The organism is Pseudomonas sp. OVF7 (assembly GCF_030644265.1).
GTDB lineage: Bacteria > Pseudomonadota > Gammaproteobacteria > Pseudomonadales > Pseudomonadaceae > Aquipseudomonas > Aquipseudomonas gorinensis.
Genome location: NZ_CP128996.1, coordinates 1,935,532 through 1,953,247, shown reverse-complemented (window position 1 = coordinate 1,953,247; position 17,716 = coordinate 1,935,532). Strand labels below are relative to the sequence as shown.

Annotated in this window: 18 protein-coding genes and 1 pseudogene; 12 read left to right on the top strand and 7 right to left on the bottom strand. The window is 58.8% G+C overall.

All coding sequences use genetic code 11. The features are described from left to right. Nucleotide 1: 1 nt before the first annotated feature. The 3 genes from QU606_RS08870 to QU606_RS08860 all read right to left on the bottom strand — a co-directional run bounded on the left by QU606_RS08870 (nucleotide 2) and on the right by QU606_RS08860 (nucleotide 2,914). Entirely contained in the window at nucleotides 2-460 is a 459-nt protein-coding gene (locus QU606_RS08870) for a tripartite tricarboxylate transporter TctB family protein (protein WP_024073982.1), read from the bottom strand. Between the two features lie 130 nt (nucleotides 461-590). Further along, nucleotides 591-1,580, bottom strand: a complete 990-nt coding sequence (locus tag QU606_RS08865; RefSeq protein ID WP_172831377.1) for a tripartite tricarboxylate transporter substrate binding protein — start codon at nucleotides 1,578-1,580, stop codon at nucleotides 591-593. A 41-nt stretch (nucleotides 1,581-1,621) separates the two neighbouring features. Beyond that, nucleotides 1,622-2,914, bottom strand: coding sequence for an OprD family porin (locus QU606_RS08860; RefSeq protein WP_069075464.1), 1,293 nt, complete (start codon nucleotides 2,912-2,914; stop codon nucleotides 1,622-1,624). 235 nt (nucleotides 2,915-3,149) lie between these two features. Between QU606_RS08860 and QU606_RS08855 the strand changes: the two genes are divergently transcribed. Together QU606_RS08855 and QU606_RS08850 are read left to right on the top strand one after the other, a co-directional pair. Continuing rightward, the gene (locus QU606_RS08855; RefSeq protein WP_024073986.1) at nucleotides 3,150-3,821 is read left to right on the top strand and encodes a response regulator; all 672 of its coding nucleotides are present in this window, start codon (nucleotides 3,150-3,152) and stop codon (nucleotides 3,819-3,821) included. Then, nucleotides 3,814-5,199, top strand: coding sequence for a sensor histidine kinase (locus QU606_RS08850; RefSeq protein WP_024073987.1), 1,386 nt, complete (start codon nucleotides 3,814-3,816; stop codon nucleotides 5,197-5,199). Before QU606_RS08855 ends, QU606_RS08850 begins: the two co-directional genes overlap by 8 nt. On the opposite strand, the gene QU606_RS08845 is transcribed toward QU606_RS08850, so the two are convergent. Continuing rightward, nucleotides 5,200-6,021, bottom strand: coding sequence for an HDOD domain-containing protein (locus tag QU606_RS08845; protein WP_024073988.1), 822 nt, complete (start codon nucleotides 6,019-6,021; stop codon nucleotides 5,200-5,202). Nucleotides 6,022-6,057: 36 nt separating this feature from the next. Further along, nucleotides 6,058-6,999, bottom strand: coding sequence for a folate-binding protein YgfZ (locus tag QU606_RS08840; RefSeq protein ID WP_069075463.1), 942 nt, complete (start codon nucleotides 6,997-6,999; stop codon nucleotides 6,058-6,060). A 139-nt stretch (nucleotides 7,000-7,138) separates the two neighbouring features. Between QU606_RS08840 and QU606_RS08835 the strand changes: the two genes are divergently transcribed. Together QU606_RS08835 and QU606_RS08830 are read left to right on the top strand one after the other, a co-directional pair. Then, on the top strand, nucleotides 7,139-7,393 hold the full coding sequence (locus QU606_RS08835) for a succinate dehydrogenase assembly factor 2 (protein WP_069075462.1): 255 nt from the start codon (nucleotides 7,139-7,141) through the stop codon (nucleotides 7,391-7,393). Next, nucleotides 7,377-7,823: a protein YgfX gene (locus tag QU606_RS08830; RefSeq protein ID WP_024073991.1), complete on the top strand. Its 447-nt coding sequence runs from the start codon at nucleotides 7,377-7,379 to the stop codon at nucleotides 7,821-7,823. The genes QU606_RS08835 and QU606_RS08830 overlap by 17 nt, the downstream gene beginning before the upstream one ends. On the opposite strand, the pseudogene QU606_RS08825 reads toward QU606_RS08830, so the two are convergent. Further along, nucleotides 7,792-7,983: pseudogene (locus QU606_RS08825) on the bottom strand (L-aspartate oxidase); the annotation flags it as partial. The gene QU606_RS08830 and the pseudogene QU606_RS08825 sit on opposite strands and share 32 nt — an antisense overlap. Nucleotides 7,984-8,026: 43 nt before the next feature. Between QU606_RS08825 and QU606_RS08820 the strand changes: the two are divergent. The 6 genes from QU606_RS08820 to QU606_RS08795 all read left to right on the top strand — a co-directional run bounded on the left by QU606_RS08820 (nucleotide 8,027) and on the right by QU606_RS08795 (nucleotide 14,230). After that, nucleotides 8,027-9,466 carry a tyrosine-type recombinase/integrase gene (locus QU606_RS08820; RefSeq protein WP_304998308.1) on the top strand — a complete coding sequence of 480 codons (1,440 nt, stop codon included), beginning with the start codon at nucleotides 8,027-8,029 and terminating at the stop codon, nucleotides 9,464-9,466. 170 nt (nucleotides 9,467-9,636) lie between these two features. Beyond that, entirely contained in the window at nucleotides 9,637-10,065 is a 429-nt protein-coding gene (locus QU606_RS08815; RefSeq protein ID WP_304998307.1) for a hypothetical protein, read from the top strand. 789 nt (nucleotides 10,066-10,854) lie between these two features. Continuing rightward, on the top strand, nucleotides 10,855-11,595 hold the full coding sequence (locus tag QU606_RS08810; protein ID WP_304998306.1) for a KilA-N domain-containing protein: 741 nt from the start codon (nucleotides 10,855-10,857) through the stop codon (nucleotides 11,593-11,595). Between the two features lie 747 nt (nucleotides 11,596-12,342). Beyond that, nucleotides 12,343-12,762: a hypothetical protein gene (locus QU606_RS08805; RefSeq protein WP_304998305.1), complete on the top strand. Its 420-nt coding sequence runs from the start codon at nucleotides 12,343-12,345 to the stop codon at nucleotides 12,760-12,762. Between the two features lie 84 nt (nucleotides 12,763-12,846). Beyond that, on the top strand, nucleotides 12,847-13,902 hold the full coding sequence (locus QU606_RS08800; protein WP_304998304.1) for a hypothetical protein: 1,056 nt from the start codon (nucleotides 12,847-12,849) through the stop codon (nucleotides 13,900-13,902). A 163-nt stretch (nucleotides 13,903-14,065) separates the two neighbouring features. Further along, nucleotides 14,066-14,230 carry a hypothetical protein gene (locus QU606_RS08795; protein WP_304998303.1) on the top strand — a complete coding sequence of 55 codons (165 nt, stop codon included), beginning with the start codon at nucleotides 14,066-14,068 and terminating at the stop codon, nucleotides 14,228-14,230. A 202-nt stretch (nucleotides 14,231-14,432) separates the two neighbouring features. Here the strand turns inward: QU606_RS08795 and nadB are convergent, their stop codons facing one another. Then, nucleotides 14,433-16,040 carry an L-aspartate oxidase gene (gene nadB, locus QU606_RS08790; protein ID WP_304998302.1) on the bottom strand — a complete coding sequence of 536 codons (1,608 nt, stop codon included), beginning with the start codon at nucleotides 16,038-16,040 and terminating at the stop codon, nucleotides 14,433-14,435. Between the two features lie 463 nt (nucleotides 16,041-16,503). On the opposite strand from nadB, the gene rpoE reads away from it, so the two are divergent. Both rpoE and QU606_RS08780 read left to right on the top strand, forming a co-directional pair. Beyond that, nucleotides 16,504-17,085 carry an RNA polymerase sigma factor RpoE gene (rpoE, locus tag QU606_RS08785; protein ID WP_003172477.1) on the top strand — a complete coding sequence of 194 codons (582 nt, stop codon included), beginning with the start codon at nucleotides 16,504-16,506 and terminating at the stop codon, nucleotides 17,083-17,085. 32 nt (nucleotides 17,086-17,117) lie between these two features. After that, nucleotides 17,118-17,705, top strand: coding sequence for a sigma-E factor negative regulatory protein (locus QU606_RS08780; protein ID WP_024073993.1), 588 nt, complete (start codon nucleotides 17,118-17,120; stop codon nucleotides 17,703-17,705). Nucleotides 17,706-17,716 lie beyond the last annotated feature (11 nt).

Here is a 17,716-nt window from a genome sequence, read left to right as displayed (position 1 = left end):
ATCAGTTCTCCAGAACGTCGAGCAGGCCGAGGGGCAGCGGAACATCCATGGCTTTATCGAACAGCAGATAAAGACCGATGGCCATCAGGCTGACGATCACCATGCTGGGCACCCAGCGGCCGCCATACAGGCGCGCCATCGGAATACCGATCAGCATGCTGCTGAGGATGAAACCCAGCGATTCGAAGGTGGTGGCAAACACGATCAACAGTGTCACGCACACACCGATCTTGATCAGGGTTGCGCGGTCCAGTGCCGGTTCTTCCTCGGTGTGCTTGGTTGGCTGCGGGCGAAACAGCATGTAGATCAGCGCCAGGCTCATCAGCCCGAGCATCAGCAGCGGGTAGGCCCGAGGTCCCACGGGCTCGTAGGAAAAAGACGCCTGATACGGCCAGGCCATCAAGGCCAGCGCGGCGCATGCCACGAGCAGCATGGCGGCGAAAATGCGTTGTAAGAGCATTGGAAACTCCTTGGAGACTCTTGTCGGCGCGAGCTTGCTCACGAAGAACGCAAGGAGGCCGCGTGTATCCAGGTAGCACGCGTCATCGTTGAAGTTTTTCGCGAGCAAGCCCGCTCCCACAGAGGGGCGATTACTGGATCAGGCCGAACTCTTTGGCCAGCACTTTGTAGTCAGCCACCTGTTTCTTCACGTAGGTGTCCAGTTCCGGGCCGGTCATGGCGAACGGGAACAGTTCGCGCTGGTCACGCAGCTTGGCAAAGTCGTCGGAGGCCAGCAGTTTGTCGAACGCGTCTTTCCACCAGGCATAGTCCGCATCGCTGACCTTTGGCCCGAGGTAGAAGCCACGCACCACTGGCCAGACGATGTCGTAGCCTTGCTCTTTGGCGGTCGGAATATTCTTCATTTCCGGCTCGTCCAGGCGCTCTTCGGAGAATACCGCCAGCAGGCGCATGTCACCGCTGAGGATATGCGGCATGGAGTCGGAGATGTCGGTGCTGCCCACCTGGATATGCCCACCGAGCAGGGCCGTGGCGATTTCGCCGCCGCCTTCGAGCGCCACGTAGCGCAGCTCGCGCGGGTTGATCCCGGCCGCCTTGGCGATCAGCGCGGTTTGCATCCAGTCCTGGCTGCCGACGGTGCCGCCGGAGCCGATGACCACGCTGCCTGGATCTTTCTTCAGGGCCTTTACCAGATCATCGAGGGTCTTGTAGGGCGAATCGGCTTTTACCGCGATGGCGCCGTAGCTGGTGCCGACTGCCGCCAGCCAACGTACGGCGCTCTCGTCGAAACGCCCGAACTTGCCCTGCGCCAGGTTCAACAGCGAACCGCTGGACCAGGCCACCAAGGTGCCGCCATCCGCCGGGCGCTGGGCGACCACCGCGTTGTAGGCCACCGCGCCCACGCCGCCGGGCATGTAGGTCACGCGCATCGGCTTGCTCAGCAGCTTTTCGTTGACCAGCGCGCTTTGCGCCAGTTTGCAGGTCAGGTCAAAACCGCCGCCGGGGGAAGCCGGGGCGATGCATTCCGGGCGCTTGGGTTCGTCAGCGGCCAGCAGTTGGCCAGCGAACAGCATGCAGCCGGCGGCGAGGGCGAGTTTTCGCAATGAAAGGGTCATGGTTATCTCCGTCGTTGTTGTTATGAGTGGCTACTGCCAGGCACTACTTACCAAAGCGCGACGCTGTAGCTGACCAGCAGGCGCATTTCATCCGCATCACGGGCTGAATAGTTGGAGCGATAAGTCGCGTTGCGCAGGCGCACGGCCACATCCTTGAACGTGCCGCTTTGCACCACGTACTTGATCTCGCTGTTGCGTTCCCACTCCTTGCCGGTCTCGCCGTTCTTGAGCTTGATGTTGTCACCCGAGAGGTAACGGCTCATGAAACTCAGGCCGGGAATGCCCAGCTTGGCGAAGTCATAGTCGTAGCGTGCCTGCCAGGAGCGCTCTTCAGCGCCGGCAAAGTCGTTGATCTGCACGAAGTTGACCAGGTACGGGTCGCTGCCATCCACATAGGGAAACGCGCTGTCGCCGGACATGTGCTGGTAGCCGGCGCTGAGCTTATGGCCATTGAGGGCATAGCTGAACAGGCCGTTGAGGGAGGTGTTGTCGATCTTGCCGCCACGCGCGCTGCCGGTGTCATCGCTGACGGCCAGGCGCAGGTCGGCGCCGAAGGTGCCGGGGCCCATCGGGCGCGCGGCAACCAGGCCGAGGAAGTGCTGGCGGTACACATCGTCGAGCTGGGCAAAGTGGTAGCTGCCGGTGATCTTGTCAGCGAACTTGTAGTCCACGCCGCCGAAGTTGAAGTGCTTGCCGGTGGCGCCGCTGAGGAAGCGGCTGTTCTTGTTGTTGAGGGCGATGTCCTCGTAGTTGGTATCGTCGCGGTCCTTGGCTTTGTCCAGGCGGCCGCCGGTGAAGACCAGGTTCTTGAATTCCTTGGAAGTGACCAGGCCACCGTTGAAGGTCTGCGGCAGGATGCGGCCGTCGTTGGGCTTGAGGATCGGCAGCTCGGGCATCAGTGCACCGATCTTCAGCTCGGTGGCGGAGATCTTCATTTTCCCGGTCAGGCCCAGCTTGGCGTACTCGTTGGCGGCGCGGCCGTCGTCGTGGGTGGGCAACAGGCCGGTGCCGGTGCGGTCGGGGCTGGAGTCGAGCTTGACCCCGAGCATGCCCAGCGCATCTACGCCAAAGCCCACGGTGCCGTCGGTGTAGCCCGATTGCAGGTTGAGCATGAAGCCCTGGGCCCATTCGTCGCGCTTGGATTGCTGGGCGCTGGTGCCGTCGCGAAAGTCACGGTTGAAGTACATGTTACGGGTTTCCAGGGTCGCGCTGCTGTCTTCGAAGAAGGCAGCCTGGCTAAGCGGCGAAAAGCCGGCAAAGGCAGCGGCACTGGCAAGGGCGGTGTGGGTCAGGCGGGAAAAACGCACAGGCGGGAAAGCCTGGGGCTGTGTCGACAGCATCGTTGTGCACTCCGTTATTGTTCTTATTTTGGCGAAAACGCTTCGAGGCGTTTTTCGGTCGCTACGGATCAGGTAGCGCGGCAGGCATGACCTACCGTGGCTGGATGCTAAAGGGCGAAGCTTTCACTAACCTTTCAGTTGGCTTTCAATGTTTTCGGGCTTCACAGGCCAGGCCGCGCCTGTAAACTGCCCCGCAAAGCGTGGCGCCGACCACCCCCGAACGAGGTAGAAATCCATGCGTGTCCTCCTGGTTGAAGACCATCTGCAACTGGCCGAAAGTGTCGCCCAAGCGCTCAAGAGCACGGGGTTGACTGTCGATGTGCTGCACGATGGGGTGGCTGCGGACCTGGCCTTGAGCAGTGAGGAATACGCAGTGGCCATCCTTGATGTCGGCCTTCCGCGCATGGACGGTTTTGAGGTGCTGGCGCGCTTGCGGGCGCGTGGGAAAAATCTGCCGGTGTTGATGCTGACTGCGCGCAGTGACGTGAAGGACCGCGTGCATGGCCTGAACCTGGGGGCCGATGATTATCTGGCCAAGCCATTTGAGCTGACGGAGCTGGAAGCGCGGGTCAAGGCGTTGTTGCGGCGCAGCGTCCTGGGCGGCGAGCGTCAGCAAACCTGCGGTGTGCTGGTCTATGACCTCGACACCCGCCGCTTCACGGTAGGCGGCGAGCTGATGACGTTGACCTCCCGCGAGCAAGCGGTGCTTGAAGCGCTGATCGCGCGGCCCGGCCGAGTCATGAGCAAGGAACAACTGGCCTCCCAGGTTTTTGGCCTCGACGAAGAGGCCAGCCCCGATGCCATCGAAATCTACGTACACCGCCTGCGCAAGAAACTCGATGGCCAACCCATCGCCATCGTGACCTTCCGTGGCTTGGGCTACCTGCTGGAAGCCCGCGATGCATAAGCCCAGCAGCCTGCGCTGGCGGTTGCTGTGGAACCTGGCACTGCTCATGGTGCTGTTGATGCTCGCCAGCGGCATGAGTGCCTACTGGAACGGTCGCGAAGCCGCCGACACCGCCTATGACCGCACGCTGCTGGCCTCGGCACGCACCATTGCCGCCGGCTTGACCCAGGTGGATGGCACCCTCAGCGCCAATGTGCCGTATGTGGCCCTGGACACCTTTGCCTACGACAGCGCCGGTCGCATCTATTACCAGGTCAATGACATCGACCAGAAGCTGATCTCCGGTTATGAAAACCTCCCCGGCCCGCCACCCGGCACGCCGCGTACCGACGATTACCCGGCGTTGGCGCGCTTCTATAACGCCACGTACCAGGGCCAGCCCGTGCGTGTGGTCAGCCTGCTCAAGGCTGTCTCCGAGCCGAACATGAACGGCATGGCGGAAATTCGCGTGGCCGAGACCGATGAAGCCCGGGTCAGCATGGCCCGCAGCCTGATGGCCGACACCTTGCTGCGCCTGGGCATGCTCGGCATTGGCGCGTTGCTACTGGTGTGGTTTGCCGTGAGTGCGGCGCTGCGCCCGTTGGAGCGCCTGCGTACGGCCGTGGAAGAGCGCCAGCCCGATGATTTGCGGCCGTTACCGTTGGTGGAAGTGCAGCTTGAGTTTGGCCCGCTGGTGCGCTCGCTCAACCATTTCACCGAACGCTTGCGCGGGCAGTTCGAGCGCCAGGCGCAGTTTATTGCCGACGCCGCCCATGAACTGCGGACCCCTTTGGCGGCGCTCAAGGCCCGCCTTGAACTGGGCCTGCGCAGCGACGCCCCTGCGACCTGGCGTAGCACTCTGGAAAGCGCGGCCCAAGGCACCGACCGCCTGACCCATCTGGCCAATCAATTGCTGTCGTTGGCCCGTATTGAAAACGGCGCGCGGGCGATTGCCGAAGGCGGCGCGCAGTTGCTGGACCTCAGCCAATTGGCCCGTGAACTGGGTATGGCGATGGCGCCGTTGGCCCATGCGCGTGGGGTTGCATTGGCCTTGGAGGCGGATGAGCCGGTGTGGTTGCGCGGTGAACCGACGTTGCTCAATGAGCTGCTCAGCAACCTGGTGGATAACGCCCTGGCCCATACGCCTCCCGGCGGCAATGTGATCCTGCGGGTCACGGCGCCGGCGGTACTGGAAGTGGAAGACGATGGCCCTGGCATCCCGCTGGATGAACGGGATCGGGTGTTCGAACGCTTCTATCGACGTAGCCAACAGGGCATGGGGTCCGGCCTGGGGCTGGCGATTGTCGGCGAGATCTGTCGGGCGCACCTGGCGCAGATCAGTTTGCACGACGGGGAGCAGGCAGGGTTGAAGGTGCGGGTGAGTTTTATCGCCGGTTGATCAATCAAACATCGAGCGCGCTTCATCGAGCTCGGCGCGCAAGGCATCGCTGTAAGGATCGACTTGCAGCTTTTTCATCGCCGGTACGCTGGAGATGGGAACGTCGGCCAGGGGATGATCGGTACCGCGGTAGCAGTACAGCACCGCGACTTGGACGATGTCGACGTAATCGAGGTGGGCAGAGTCGCGCTCCAGGTCCAGGTATTGGCCGGGCAGTTTTGCCAGCATCTCCGGGAAGTCCCACCGACCGAGGAGTTTGTCCCCCAGTTGCGGGTGGATGCTGTCAATCACGTGGTTAAGGCTGACCGGGTCTGAGAGCAACTCGTAGTGGTCTTCGGCGTAGGTCAGGATCGGCAGCACGCCGATCTGGTGGACCAGGCCACCCAAGGCCGCCTGGTCTGGCTTGAGCTGGCTGTGGTTGCGGCACAAGGCATAGCTGACACCGGCCACTTCCAGGCTGCGGCGCCATACGTCGCGCATTTTCTGTTCAACCACATCGGAGCGGGCGTGGAAGATCTGTTCCATCACCAGGCCGATAGCCAGGTTGCTGCTGTAGTTGGTGCCCAGCCGAGTGATGGCTGTGTGAAGGTCGGTCACTTCCTGGGTCGCGCGCAGCAGCGGGCTGTTGACCACTTTGATCAGGCGTGCCGACAGCGCGGTGTCGCGACCGATCACCTTGCTCAAGTGGCTGATGCTGATTTCCGGGTCTTCAGCGGCCTGACGAATGTTCAGGGCCACTTCCGGTAATGTCGGCAGAACCAGGTCATCGTTGTCGATGGCCTTCACCAAAGCCTGTTGGACTTTTTCCTCCAGCTTGTTCATTCATGCTCTCTAGGGTGTTGCAAAAGGGTACGGCGATCAGCGCTGGATCTCTCGATCCCGGTCGAGTAGGTAAGGCAGATCAAGCAGTTGCAAACCGGGGCCTTCCAGTGTGCCTACATGAACATCGCCACTCTCGGCTGCTTCGGCTTGCAACACGGCCAGAAGTTCAATCCCCTGGTGTGCTTTTGCTGCGATTACCACTTCGCCGATCGCACTGGTGTGGCTGGGGGCAAACAGTGGAGTGCCTGGCTCGGGCAGTTCAGCGGCATCCAGGCTCAGGCGGTACAGGCGGCGCTTGAGCTTGCCCAGGTACTGCATGCGCGCGACGATTTCCTGGCCGGTGTAGCAGCCTTTCTTGAAGCTGACGCCGCCAACGGCTTGCAGATTGAGCATCTGTGGAATGAACAGTTCGCGGGTTTGCGCCATCACCTGGCCGATACCGGCGCGGACCTGGCCCAGCAGCCATTCATTCAAGGCTGATTCTTTCAATTGAGCGCTCAATTGGCTGCGCACGGCTTCTGCCTGCTCGGCAGGTACCCAGAGCTCAGCGCGGCCGGGTGAGACGCGAATGGCGATCAGCGCTTCGGTACGCGCCACGCTATCGGTCTCGGTGGGCAGCACCAGGCCCAGGCTGGCGAGGGCCGCGTCTGCATCCGACAGGCCGAACCGTACCCAGGCGGCACTTTCGTCGGTGAGCTTGGATTTTGAGAACACCGCGTACTTTTTCAAGTCCGCCAGTTGCGGCTCCAGCAGCTCGGTCGCCATGGCCAGCAACACCCCGTCACCTTGCAACAGGATGCGGAAGCTCGACTGCATGCGCCCTTTTTGGGTGCAGCGCGCGCCGAGGCTGGCCTGGGTGTCGCTCAGGTAATTGAGGTTGCAGGTCAGTTGTCCCTGCAGGAACTTGGCAGCGTCGGAGCCGCGGACGGCGAGAACGCCTTCGTGGGACAGGGGGCAGAAAAAAGCAGAGTCAGCCATGGGTCATCGCAGGTCAAAAAGTCATGGGTGCATCATAGAGGGGCGCCCGGCAAATGGATAGTTTCTGTAAGGGCGACCAAAGCCGACTGTTCCGGTGCCGTCGGGCCTGTATACTTGCGCTCTATTTGAGGAGCGCTCCATGGTCGAAGATGTAGAACTCAATCGCCTCTACTGGCACAGCCGCCGCGGCATGCTTGAACTGGATGTGTTGCTGGTGCCATTCGTCAAAGAGGTTTACGCCACTCTCAACGAGGTGGATCGCGCCTGTTACGTGCGGCTGCTGGAATGCGAAGACCAGGACATGTTCGGCTGGTTCATGGAGCGCGCAGAGTCCGAAGACCCGGAACTGCAACGCATGGTTCGGATGATCCTGGACCGTGTCCAGCCCAAGTAATCGCTTTGAATGCCGCTGGCAGGCCTCACGGCTGATGCTGGCGGTGTATCTCCTGGCCCAGCTGTTCGCGTTGGGTGCCTTGCTCGTTATCGACCTACCGTTCTCCAGCCTGGCTGGCTTGCTGTGCCTGGCGCATGGGGCTTGGGTTGTGCCGCGCCATATCCTGCTGACACACCGTTCGTCGATTCGTGGCCTGCGCCGCGACGAAGACGGCTGGCAGTTGTGGAGCGCGGCGCGAGGCTGGCACAGCGTACAGTTGCGCCCGGACAGCCTGGCCTTACCGCTGATCGTGGTGTTGCGCTATCGCGTGCAGGGGGAGTGGCGAGTCCGTTCGACCTGCGTGCCGAGGGATTCGCAGGGCGCCGATGTGCACCGGCGCCTGCGCGTTCGCTTGAAATTCAGCCGCCGTAGGTGGTTGGCACCAGGATAGTGTCGCGGGCCTCGGGCAGCATCTGTGGGTAGTCGAGGGTGTAGTGCAGGCCCCGGCTTTCCTTGCGTTCCATGGCCGAGCGGATCATCAGTTCCGCAACCTGGGCCAGGTTGCGCAATTCGATCAGGTCACGGCTGACCTTATAGTTGCTGTAGAACTCGACCCTTTGAGGCTAAACCCAATGGATACAGGGGTTTCAGCCGATGACCGTCAACCACCGCTCCCCAAGTGGGACAAACCTGTTACAAACTGCGCTCGCCAAGCCGTACCACTATCGCCGGTCTGGTCGCTATTACCTTCGCCTTCGCCCTCAAGGAACCGTTAAGGGCTTCTTCACGCTGTCACTCAGGACTACCGACAAGGCCACCGCAATGACCATCTCCGACGACATCCTCTCGACTCTCAAGGCTTACCACTTGGACAACCCAGAAGCGCCCTGGGATGAACTTCGTGAGCGCCTTATAGACATCGCTGAGTACAACCTGACGATGGCACACGGTGACAGTTCACTGGTCGCTTACGAGATGATCAACGATGAACATCACTTGGCGCTCCGTAAGGCGTCCGCACAGTTGCCCCTAAGCATCAATCAGCAACGGGCAGTCAGTAAGGCCCTTGAGATCCTTGAGGCCTCTCAGGAGCGTATGCGGGGCCGGTCGGGGAAACTGGTCGAGATCGTTAAGGACCTCAATGGGGAACCTTGTGGCACGTCTATGGCCCTCTCCCTGCCCTTATCTGTAAGTGCTCTTTCAGGTCTGACCTTCAAGGCCCTCTCTGGGCTCTACATGGCGGAACGCAAAGACAGCATTCAGGACAGCACCATGCAGGACGTGAAGTCATCGTGTGAGGCAATCGGCACGATCCTTGGCGACTTGGACATGAAGACCCACACACGGGAGGACATGAAGAACCTTCGGGACAAGCTCCTTGAGGGCCGTAAGCCTTCGACGGTTAAGAAGCTGATGACCCGGCTATCGACTGTCATGGATTGGGCTGTGAATAACGGATACCTCGACAAGAGTTTTGATAAGGGTCTGAAGCCAACGAAAGGCGCTGACAGCTCCCGTGAGGCGCTCTCGCAGGATCAAGTAAAGGCCCTGATGGCTTACGCTAAGTCGCTTCCAGTGGACGCTTGGCAGCGCTGGGCGTTGTCCCTTGGGGTGATCACTGGGACCCGTATTGAGGAACTCAGGCAGTTGACCAAGGCTGACGTTAAACAGGTCGCTGGTATCTGGGTCATCGACATCAACAGGAACGATGGCAAGACGGCTAAGACCAAGAATGCTCTCCGTGTTGTGCCGCTGACTGATGGCGCTTACGGTTTCGATCTTCAGGCGTTCCTTGAGTTTGTCGATAAGGCAGACTCCCGGTTGTTCACACTGAGGGCCGGTCAGTTCTCGAACGTGCTCAATGGGGCTCTACGAGATGTCCTGACGTTGAACGCTGATCGGACCCAAACCTTCCACTCGTTGCGTCACTCGCTGGCCGGTGCCTTGAAGGCCGCTGAGGTGCCTGTGGGAACCGCTGAGTCCATCTTGGGGCATGCTTCGGGGTCTATCAGTTATGACCTGTATGGGGCTGGGAGCGCCGTTGAGGTGGGTCGTATGGCTGAGGCGCTCGTTAGGGCTTTCTCAGACGTCTGAACCCACGACTTCTTGGTCTATGCTTGGGATGTTCCGCCTAACTTAGGCACAGTTCAGGGCTTGTATTTGATCGTTATAGGACATTGCGGCAGCATTAGTGAAGGGTATAGCTGAAGCGTTGAGATATGTGCGGAAATGTGGTTGATTTTTAAATAAAGGGAGATCGTCTCGTGAGCGTGAAGGGTGGCTACAGTGATAAATACAAAACATATTTAGACTCTGCTATGAAGTATGATCAGTTCATAGCGGCTGCGCTTTTGGCGTCAAGTGCCTATCTTGCGCAGACTATAAAATTCGCTCCGTTGAAGTATGATTTCATCACTCTGCAATTGATAAGTCTATTGCTTTTGTCGTTTAGCACATTCTGTGCTTTTCAGCGAATGGATCGAACAGTCAAGGTTATCCGCTTTGAGATACTTCGGGATATAAATGAGGGGGCAGCACGTGCGAATGCAGAGCGTTGGGCGAAAAGTTACGTGAGTGCGACCAATTGGTATGCGAAGGGCAGAAATATTTTAATGCTTGCAGGCGGCTTATGCTTTTTAGTGTCAAAAATTTGGGGCGGCTATGTACAGGTGGGAGTCGTCGCTGGGGCCTGAACGTAACCTATCGCCTTTTGATAGTAGGTTTTCGTTTCGTCCTGAAGCCTGCGCGTTAGCGACACTTTCGCCGAAGATTTAAAAACCCCCACAATAACCAGAGCGACACCACCCGAAACGTGGCGACCTCTGTGAATGATGCCGTAAGGTCCCTTCAAGGTGGCCCTCTGCGGGCAAGGCGTATCCGGACAGTGGCTCATACCCAGACAGATACGACCACCAAGCGCAGCCCTAACGGGATCTGCGGGTCCAGCATCGAGGACCACTGTAGCGATTCTGTCTGTTCACTTCGTGTGAATAGACCCTTGATAGGTTTGGGCCTCCTATCTCTGATCGCACGGTTAGAGGGGCCTTTTATGATTCACGGACCGAGTTGGTTTGTGGACCCATATAAAAGCTCTTAAGGTTTATATAAAGAAGCTTAAAGGGACTTAGAGTGTTAATTCTTATAAGATTAATCTATTAAAGAATAATGCTTTAAGTTCTAATTGAGTAACTTTAAGTTCACCTTGTGCGCGGGTCTACTGCCCTGCAAATTTGCATAGCTCCGATGGTCTCCACAGACCGTGACCAATCCGGCCATCCAGTCACAATCGAGACGAATTTAAAAACACCCACAATAACCAGATGACCCACACCACGGCCACCTGCGACGGCGATCACACGCCACTCCCGTAAACTCCAAGTCTTTCTGAATGCTTCCTTTGCCACTTGCCGATGCCCGTTGTGGGGCCTTGGAGGTTGGCCGGTGGATGTGACTCAGGGAGCATTCAAAAGGAAAACACAACTATGAACATCGACAACCAAGCCGATTTGCTGCCCATTGTTATCGAGGGTCAAACCTTCAAGCCGAATGAAGATGGAATGTGGAATCTAAACGAGATCGCCAAGGCCTTGAATGTTCGGGAGCCGGGTCAGTGGCGTAATGCTGTACAAGCTGCCCTGATCAAAGATGCAAATTTGCATGTCTCCCACGGTAACGGGACCCTCGCTACAGAAGAGGGCGCAATTGCCTACGCCATGTGGGTTTCGACTGATTTTTATCTGATGGTCATCCGTGCGTTCATCGCCATGCGTAACAGTGCCGTCCGTGAACTGCGCCATAAAGATGCCCTCTTGGACGCCAACATGCCCAAGGCTACGACCCTCGACCTGAAGGCCCTTGGCGCTGGTCTTACATGGACCGAGGCATGCCGTGTAGCAGGCATTCAGCACCCCGCTTTGGCCCTTAAGTACCTGCATGCGTGCAAGCGTTTCGTGCGTGCCGTGGATAGCTTCGGTACGCCTGACGGCCCTGTACGACCTCCTAAGAAAGCTTTCGACCTCGGACACTTCGTGCCCGTATCGAGCGACTTCGGGAGCCGTGAAGGCTGGAGGGTCAAGCCCGGTGGCCTCGATTGGCTGGTTTGCAACACAGAGACTATCAACACCGGAGTAGCTGACGGCAACCGCCGCAAGGCTCAGGCCAAGAAGGCAGCTCAGGCCTCTCGTGTTGACCGCTGGGGTCGTGTGACCAAGGAGGCGATCTAATGTGAGCCACAACGAGCCCAACACGAACTTCGCCATGTCCTGCGCCCAGCGCACCCGACTGGTTCGCACTCTGTCCATGATGCTTGCGGGTCATCCCCTTGAGGTCCGTCAAGCTACCGCTGAGCGCCACCGTAAGGCACACCAAGCACGCAAGAACCGCCGACCTACAAGTCGGGCATGGTGGAGCGCTAAACAGACTGAGAGCGCCGCACTGGAGCAGCACGACCCCGATACCCTTGAGCTGATGAAACGCTATGAACTTCTCTGATCAGCTCAACGCTTTCTTCGCGACACCTGCAAGTCGAACCAAACTGGTCACCCTACGCACCATTTGGCGAGACCGTGACGCCCGTGAACGTATCGTCCGCAGGGGTGAACAAGGCGTTGACGTAGAGGCCCTTTGCGGGCTCCTTAAGCTGGCCCACCCCGGCCTACTGGTGCTCGTGAAGCAGTTCACCCAGACCACCACACTGCATCTCGATGCGGTCCTGATGGTGCCCATGCGAATCCCACTGACCCGATCACCGATCACCGTAGTAACCCCGCTTAACGCATAGCCGTCCGCCATCGGCACCAAGATCACACCCGCCAAGCTGTAGACCCGTGATCACGAACAACCTACCCAAAACCCAGAAGATATTGATCATGACCTTGAGAGGCCCGTGCGGCTACTCCTTGCCATCTGGTTACGTTGCCTCTATGCGGCAAGGCCATGAATCAATGTCTCTATATAGGAGACGCACAACCATGAATCTGAATATCCAAAACGTTACCCCTGAGACTGTGGAAATCCAAGGTCAATCCGTCAACCGTGCTTACGCCGAGGGCGTCATGCTGACCATGTTGGTCGCTACCGCTGGTAAGAACGAACCAACCATCGCTGCCATTGGTCGCCAGTACGCTGAAGCTGGGCTGAGCCTCGAAGGTAGCCCTGCTGCCTATGCCGCGTACATTCGTGCGGATAAAGCCGCTGCTGTGGAACGAGCCAAGCAAGAAGCAGCCGCTAAGGCCCACGCTGAGCGCTTCGCTTCGTACAACCAAACGGCCCTCGAAGTCGCCCGTAAGGCAGCCGCCCGCCGAGCCCGTGAAGACAAGTATCGGGCCATGGGTGCCGCTATCCGTTCGGCCAATGGTCGTTCGTCGTGGTCCTCTGGCGACTTCGAATAAGCCAACCTTGTGATTTCCTTGGTGACGCTGGCCCTTGCTGGCGTCTCCTTGAACCCATTCCTTTAAAGCCTCAGGAGAACCTAAATGACTACTCGCATTCCTAACTCTTTCAAGAACACCGATCATCGTGAACACACTGACCGTCCACAAGCAGTGACCTCTTACGAGCAGGCTGTATGGGGCAATGGCGGTGACCTGCGCTTCAATACACAGGCTTCCACCTCTGCAAGTGCCCCTGATGCAAGCGCCGTAGCTCAGGCCGTTGTTAAAGGTATCGACGAATTCTTTAATGGCGGCGAATGGCACCAACGCGCTATCGACGCTATCCCTTGTGAGTTCCGTCCGCGTGGCACCGAGCCGACCCCTGTGCAACTGGTCAATATGGTCAACCGCAACATCGAATTCGACCCACGCCAGTCGATTTATGATCACTCGCTGGTGACTGAAGGCGAGGCTGTAGCTGGTGACTTCATCCTCACCGAGCCGACCAATACCGCTGCATTCTTCTCGCACCGCTTTACCCTGTTGGATGCTCATGTGGTCGCTGGTTTCACCGGCAACGGCATGGAACAGATGATGGATAAGATGCTGGCCGACTTCGAGAAGGCCTGCGGTTCGACCATTGTAGATATCCTGATCAAGTCCCCAAGCACTGAGGAAAAAGAGGTCACCATTGCGGGCACTTCGCCACGCGACCGTGCTGAGGACTGGATCGACGCCTTGACCCTGACCATCAACCAATCGGTGGGTAACTCCTTGAGCGACTTCGTGTTGCTGATGCACATGACCGAACAAGCTGTTCTTGAACGTGCCGCCCAGCGTGCTGGTGTGGATGACGTTGAGGACCTGTTGGGTTGCCGTACTCAGTTCTACTCGGGCACCAACCGTGGCGTATTCATGCTGCCTAAAGGCTTCGCCTCGCTGTCGTTCCGTGAAGGCAATGACGGTGACGTGTGGTCGATCCATGCTGCCCGTAACGCTGGAATCCAAGGCTGGGACATCGAGATCACCGGCATTGCTGACGTTATGGCTCAGGCCAAGGTCAAGCTGAAGCTGGCAAACCCAGCGGACCCTACGGAGAAACTTCAGACTGCGGTCGTGAGCTTCCCTCTGATCACCCGTGTGGTCGCCAAGCCGTAACACCCGCAGTATCCATGGGGCCCTTCACGGGCCTTGTGGGCTGACCTGAGCGTCTATCCAAGCCGTTGGACCTTCAGTTGAGCCCATTCCGTATCACGTACCTACGCGCAAAGCACAGGGCAATGACCCACATTCAAACTCACATTCCACGCAGGAGCCCGCTATGGACGCCAAGAAACCATGGTTGGCCGTCCTTAAGGCCCTGTTGACCTCAAAGGCAACTTGGAAGCTGGTAGGCACCATTGCGGTTCTTTACGGTGCAGCCCATGGCGAGCTTATCGCTGAGCTGGTCGGTGAGGTCGTAGCGGATACGTTAGGGGCCCTTTGAGAATCTGACACAAATTTCCCTGAGACCACCTGTCATAGCTAACCTGCGCGCTTACCCCCGTAGGCCCTCGCACGCTCGCTCAGGCGCACGATAAGGGCCCCTTGCGGGCAGGCGATAAGGACCCCACCGTTGGGACAAATATGCGCCAAAGCTGTTACAAAACGGGGTCCTATGGTGCTACGCTAAGGTCTCCTAACGTGCCTCAAAAGGTCGGTGTAAGGATCGTATCCTTCGCCTCTGGCAGCATCTCTGGATAGTCCAGCGTGTAGTGCAGACCCCGAGATTCCTTACGTTCCATGGCTGACCTGATCATCAGTTCCGCTACTTGAGCAAGGTTCCTCAGTTCAATCAGGTCTCTGCTTACTCGGTAGTTGCTGTAGAACTCATCGATCTCATCCAGCAGCAGGCGCACCCGGTGTTGAGCCCTTTGCAGGCGCTTGTTGGTGCGCACGATCCCCACGTAGTCCCACATGAAGCGCCGCAGCTCGTCCCAGTTGTGGGCGATGATCACGTCTTCATCCGAATCGGTAACCTGGCTGGCGTCCCAGCGGGGCAGGGCGGCAGGCACAGGAATGCGCGGCAGTTGGTCCAGGATGTCCGCCGCGGCCGAGCGTGCGTAGACGAAGCATTCGAGCAGCGAGTTGCTGGCCATGCGGTTGGCGCCGTGCAGGCCGGTGAAGCTGGTTTCGCCGATCGCGTACAAGCCAGGTACGTCGGTGCGGCCATGTTGGTCGACCACCACGCCGCCGCAGGTGTAGTGCGCGGCCGGCACTACCGGGATCGGGCCCTTGGTGATGTCGATGTTGAAGGCCAGGCAGCGCTCGTAGACCGTTGGGAAGTGGGTCTTGATGAAGGCTTCGGGCTTGTGGCTGATATCGAGATAGACGCAGTCGATGCCCAGGCGCTTCATTTCATGGTCGATGGCGCGGGCGACGATATCCCGCGGCGCCAGCTCGGCGCGCGGGTCAAAGCGTTGCATGAAGCGCTCGCCATTCGGCAGTTTCAGGTGGGCGCCTTCGCCGCGCAGAGCCTCGGTGATCAGGAAACTCTTGGCCTGCGGGTGATACAGGCAGGTGGGGTGGAACTGGTTGAATTCCAGGTTGGCCACCCGGCAGCCTGAGCGCCAGGCCATGGCAATGCCATCGCCGCAGGCCCCGTCGGGGTTGCTGGTATAGAGGTATACCTTGGCCGCGCCACCCGAGGCGAGGATGGTGAAACGCGCGCCGTAGGTATCGACTTCGCCGCTGGTGCGGTTGAGTACGTAGGCCCCGAGGCAGCGTTCGCCTTCCAGGCCCAGGCGTTTTTCGGTGATCAGGTCGACGGCGACGCGTTGCTCGAGCAATTCGATGTTGGGGCGTTGGCGGGCCTGGTCGAGCAGGGTCTTGAAGATTGCAGCGCCGGTGGCATCGGCCGCATGAATGATGCGTCGATGGCTGTGGCCGCCTTCGCGGGTCAGGTGGAATTCGAAACCACCGTCGTCGCTCCCCGCGTGTTCATCGCGGGTGAACGGCACGCCCTGGTCGATCAGCCATTGGATCGCTTCGCGGCTGTGCTCGACGGTGAACCGCACCGCGTCTTCGTTGCACAAGCCGGCGCCCGCGTTGAGGGTGTCTTCGACGTGGGATTGCACTGTGTCGGTGTCGTCCAATACCGCGGCGACACCGCCCTGGGCCCAGAATGTCGAGCCGTTGGCCAGGTCGCCTTTGCTCAGTACGGCAATGCGCAGGTGGCTGGGGAGGGTCAGTGCAAGGCTCAGGCCGGCCGCGCCGCTACCGATCACCAGGACATCGTGTTGAAACTGTTGGCTCATTGGAAGGATTCCGCAAAAAGCGATCCGAAGGATTGGCGCAAACAGGACGCCTGGATCGGCGAATCAAAGGGGCACACGGGCCACTAGTATATAGAGGGGGGGAGCGGCACAATAGTCGGGCATTCGTGGCAATGTGAGATTACGGTGCACGGCCAGGGTAAAATCGGCCAGTTATTGAAACGGGAACTTTTTGCATAAGCCCCGACTCAATAGCAGGTTGCCCGGAAGCTGGGAAAACGTTGAGTTTATTGGCCCGTCGGGAGCATTGGACGCGTCAGAAAACCGACGACAAGATTATTCGCGCAGTCGGCGTTGCCCGTACTGCGTTTTTCGTGTGTGCCAAATCAGTGCATGCCGGAAACTTGCTTGGAGGGGGAGAACTTTTGCGAAAAGTCCTAGTCTATGTTTGCAAGCCTGATCGTTTAGTTATGCAAGCCTCCTTCAAGTACAACGAGGAGTGTTCATGCTAACCCAGGAAGAGGATCAGCAGCTGGTCGAGCGCGTTCAACGCGGCGACAAGCGAGCTTTTGATCTGCTAGTGCTGAAATACCAGCACAAAATTCTCGGGTTGATCGTGCGGTTTGTGCACGACACCCATGAAGCGCAGGACGTTGCACAGGAAGCCTTTATCAAGGCATACCGTGCACTGGGCAATTTTCGCGGTGATAGTGCGTTTTACACGTGGCTATATCGCATCGCCATCAACACGGCGAAGAACTATCTGGTGTCTCGCGGACGCCGCCCACCGGATAGTGATGTAAGTTCAGAAGATGCAGAATTTTACGATGGTGATCACGGCCTCAAAGATCTCGAGTCGCCGGAGCGTGCATTGCTGCGCGACGAGATCGAAGGAACCGTTCATCGCACAATTCAGCAACTGCCAGAAGATTTGCGTACGGCGTTAACTTTACGTGAATTCGATGGTCTGAGTTACGAAGACATTGCGAGCGTCATGCAGTGTCCGGTGGGGACTGTAAGGTCACGGATTTTCCGGGCCCGGGAAGCCATCGATAAAGCCTTGCAACCGTTGTTGCAGGAAAACTAAAGACAGCGGCGACAGCCAAGAGAGGAACCGCCATGAGTCGTGATGCCCTGCAGGAATCGCTGTCCGCAGTGATGGATAACGAAGCGGATGAACTGGAACTTCGTCGAGTGCTCAACGCATTTGATGATGCCGAAACCCGTGACACCTGGTCTCGTTACCAAGTTGCTCGGGCGGTGATGCACAAGGATCTCCTAATCCCTCGTCTGGATATTGCTGCGGCCGTTTCTGCTGCACTGGCTGATGAAGCCGTTCCGGCAAAAGCTGCACGTGGACCGTGGCGTAGCCTGGGTCGTCTGGCAGTGGCTGCTTCGGTGACTGTTGCCGTATTGGCCGGTGTTCGCCTGTACAACCAGGACGAGATCGCCGGTGCCGAACTGGCCCAGCAGACCCAGCAGCCGGTCATGGCCGGTCCGCAAGTCAAGGGCCCAGCTGTACTGGCCGGCTACAAGGAAAGCTCCGAAACCACTGGCCCAATGGCCAATGGCGTTCTTCAAGGGCAATCCGGCTGGCAGGACCAGCGTCTTCCAGGCTACCTGCGCCAACACGCCCAGGAATCGGCCTTGAAAGGCACTGAAAGCGCTTTGCCATACGCTCGCGCAGCAAGCCTGGAAAACCGCTGAACCGTTAAGGA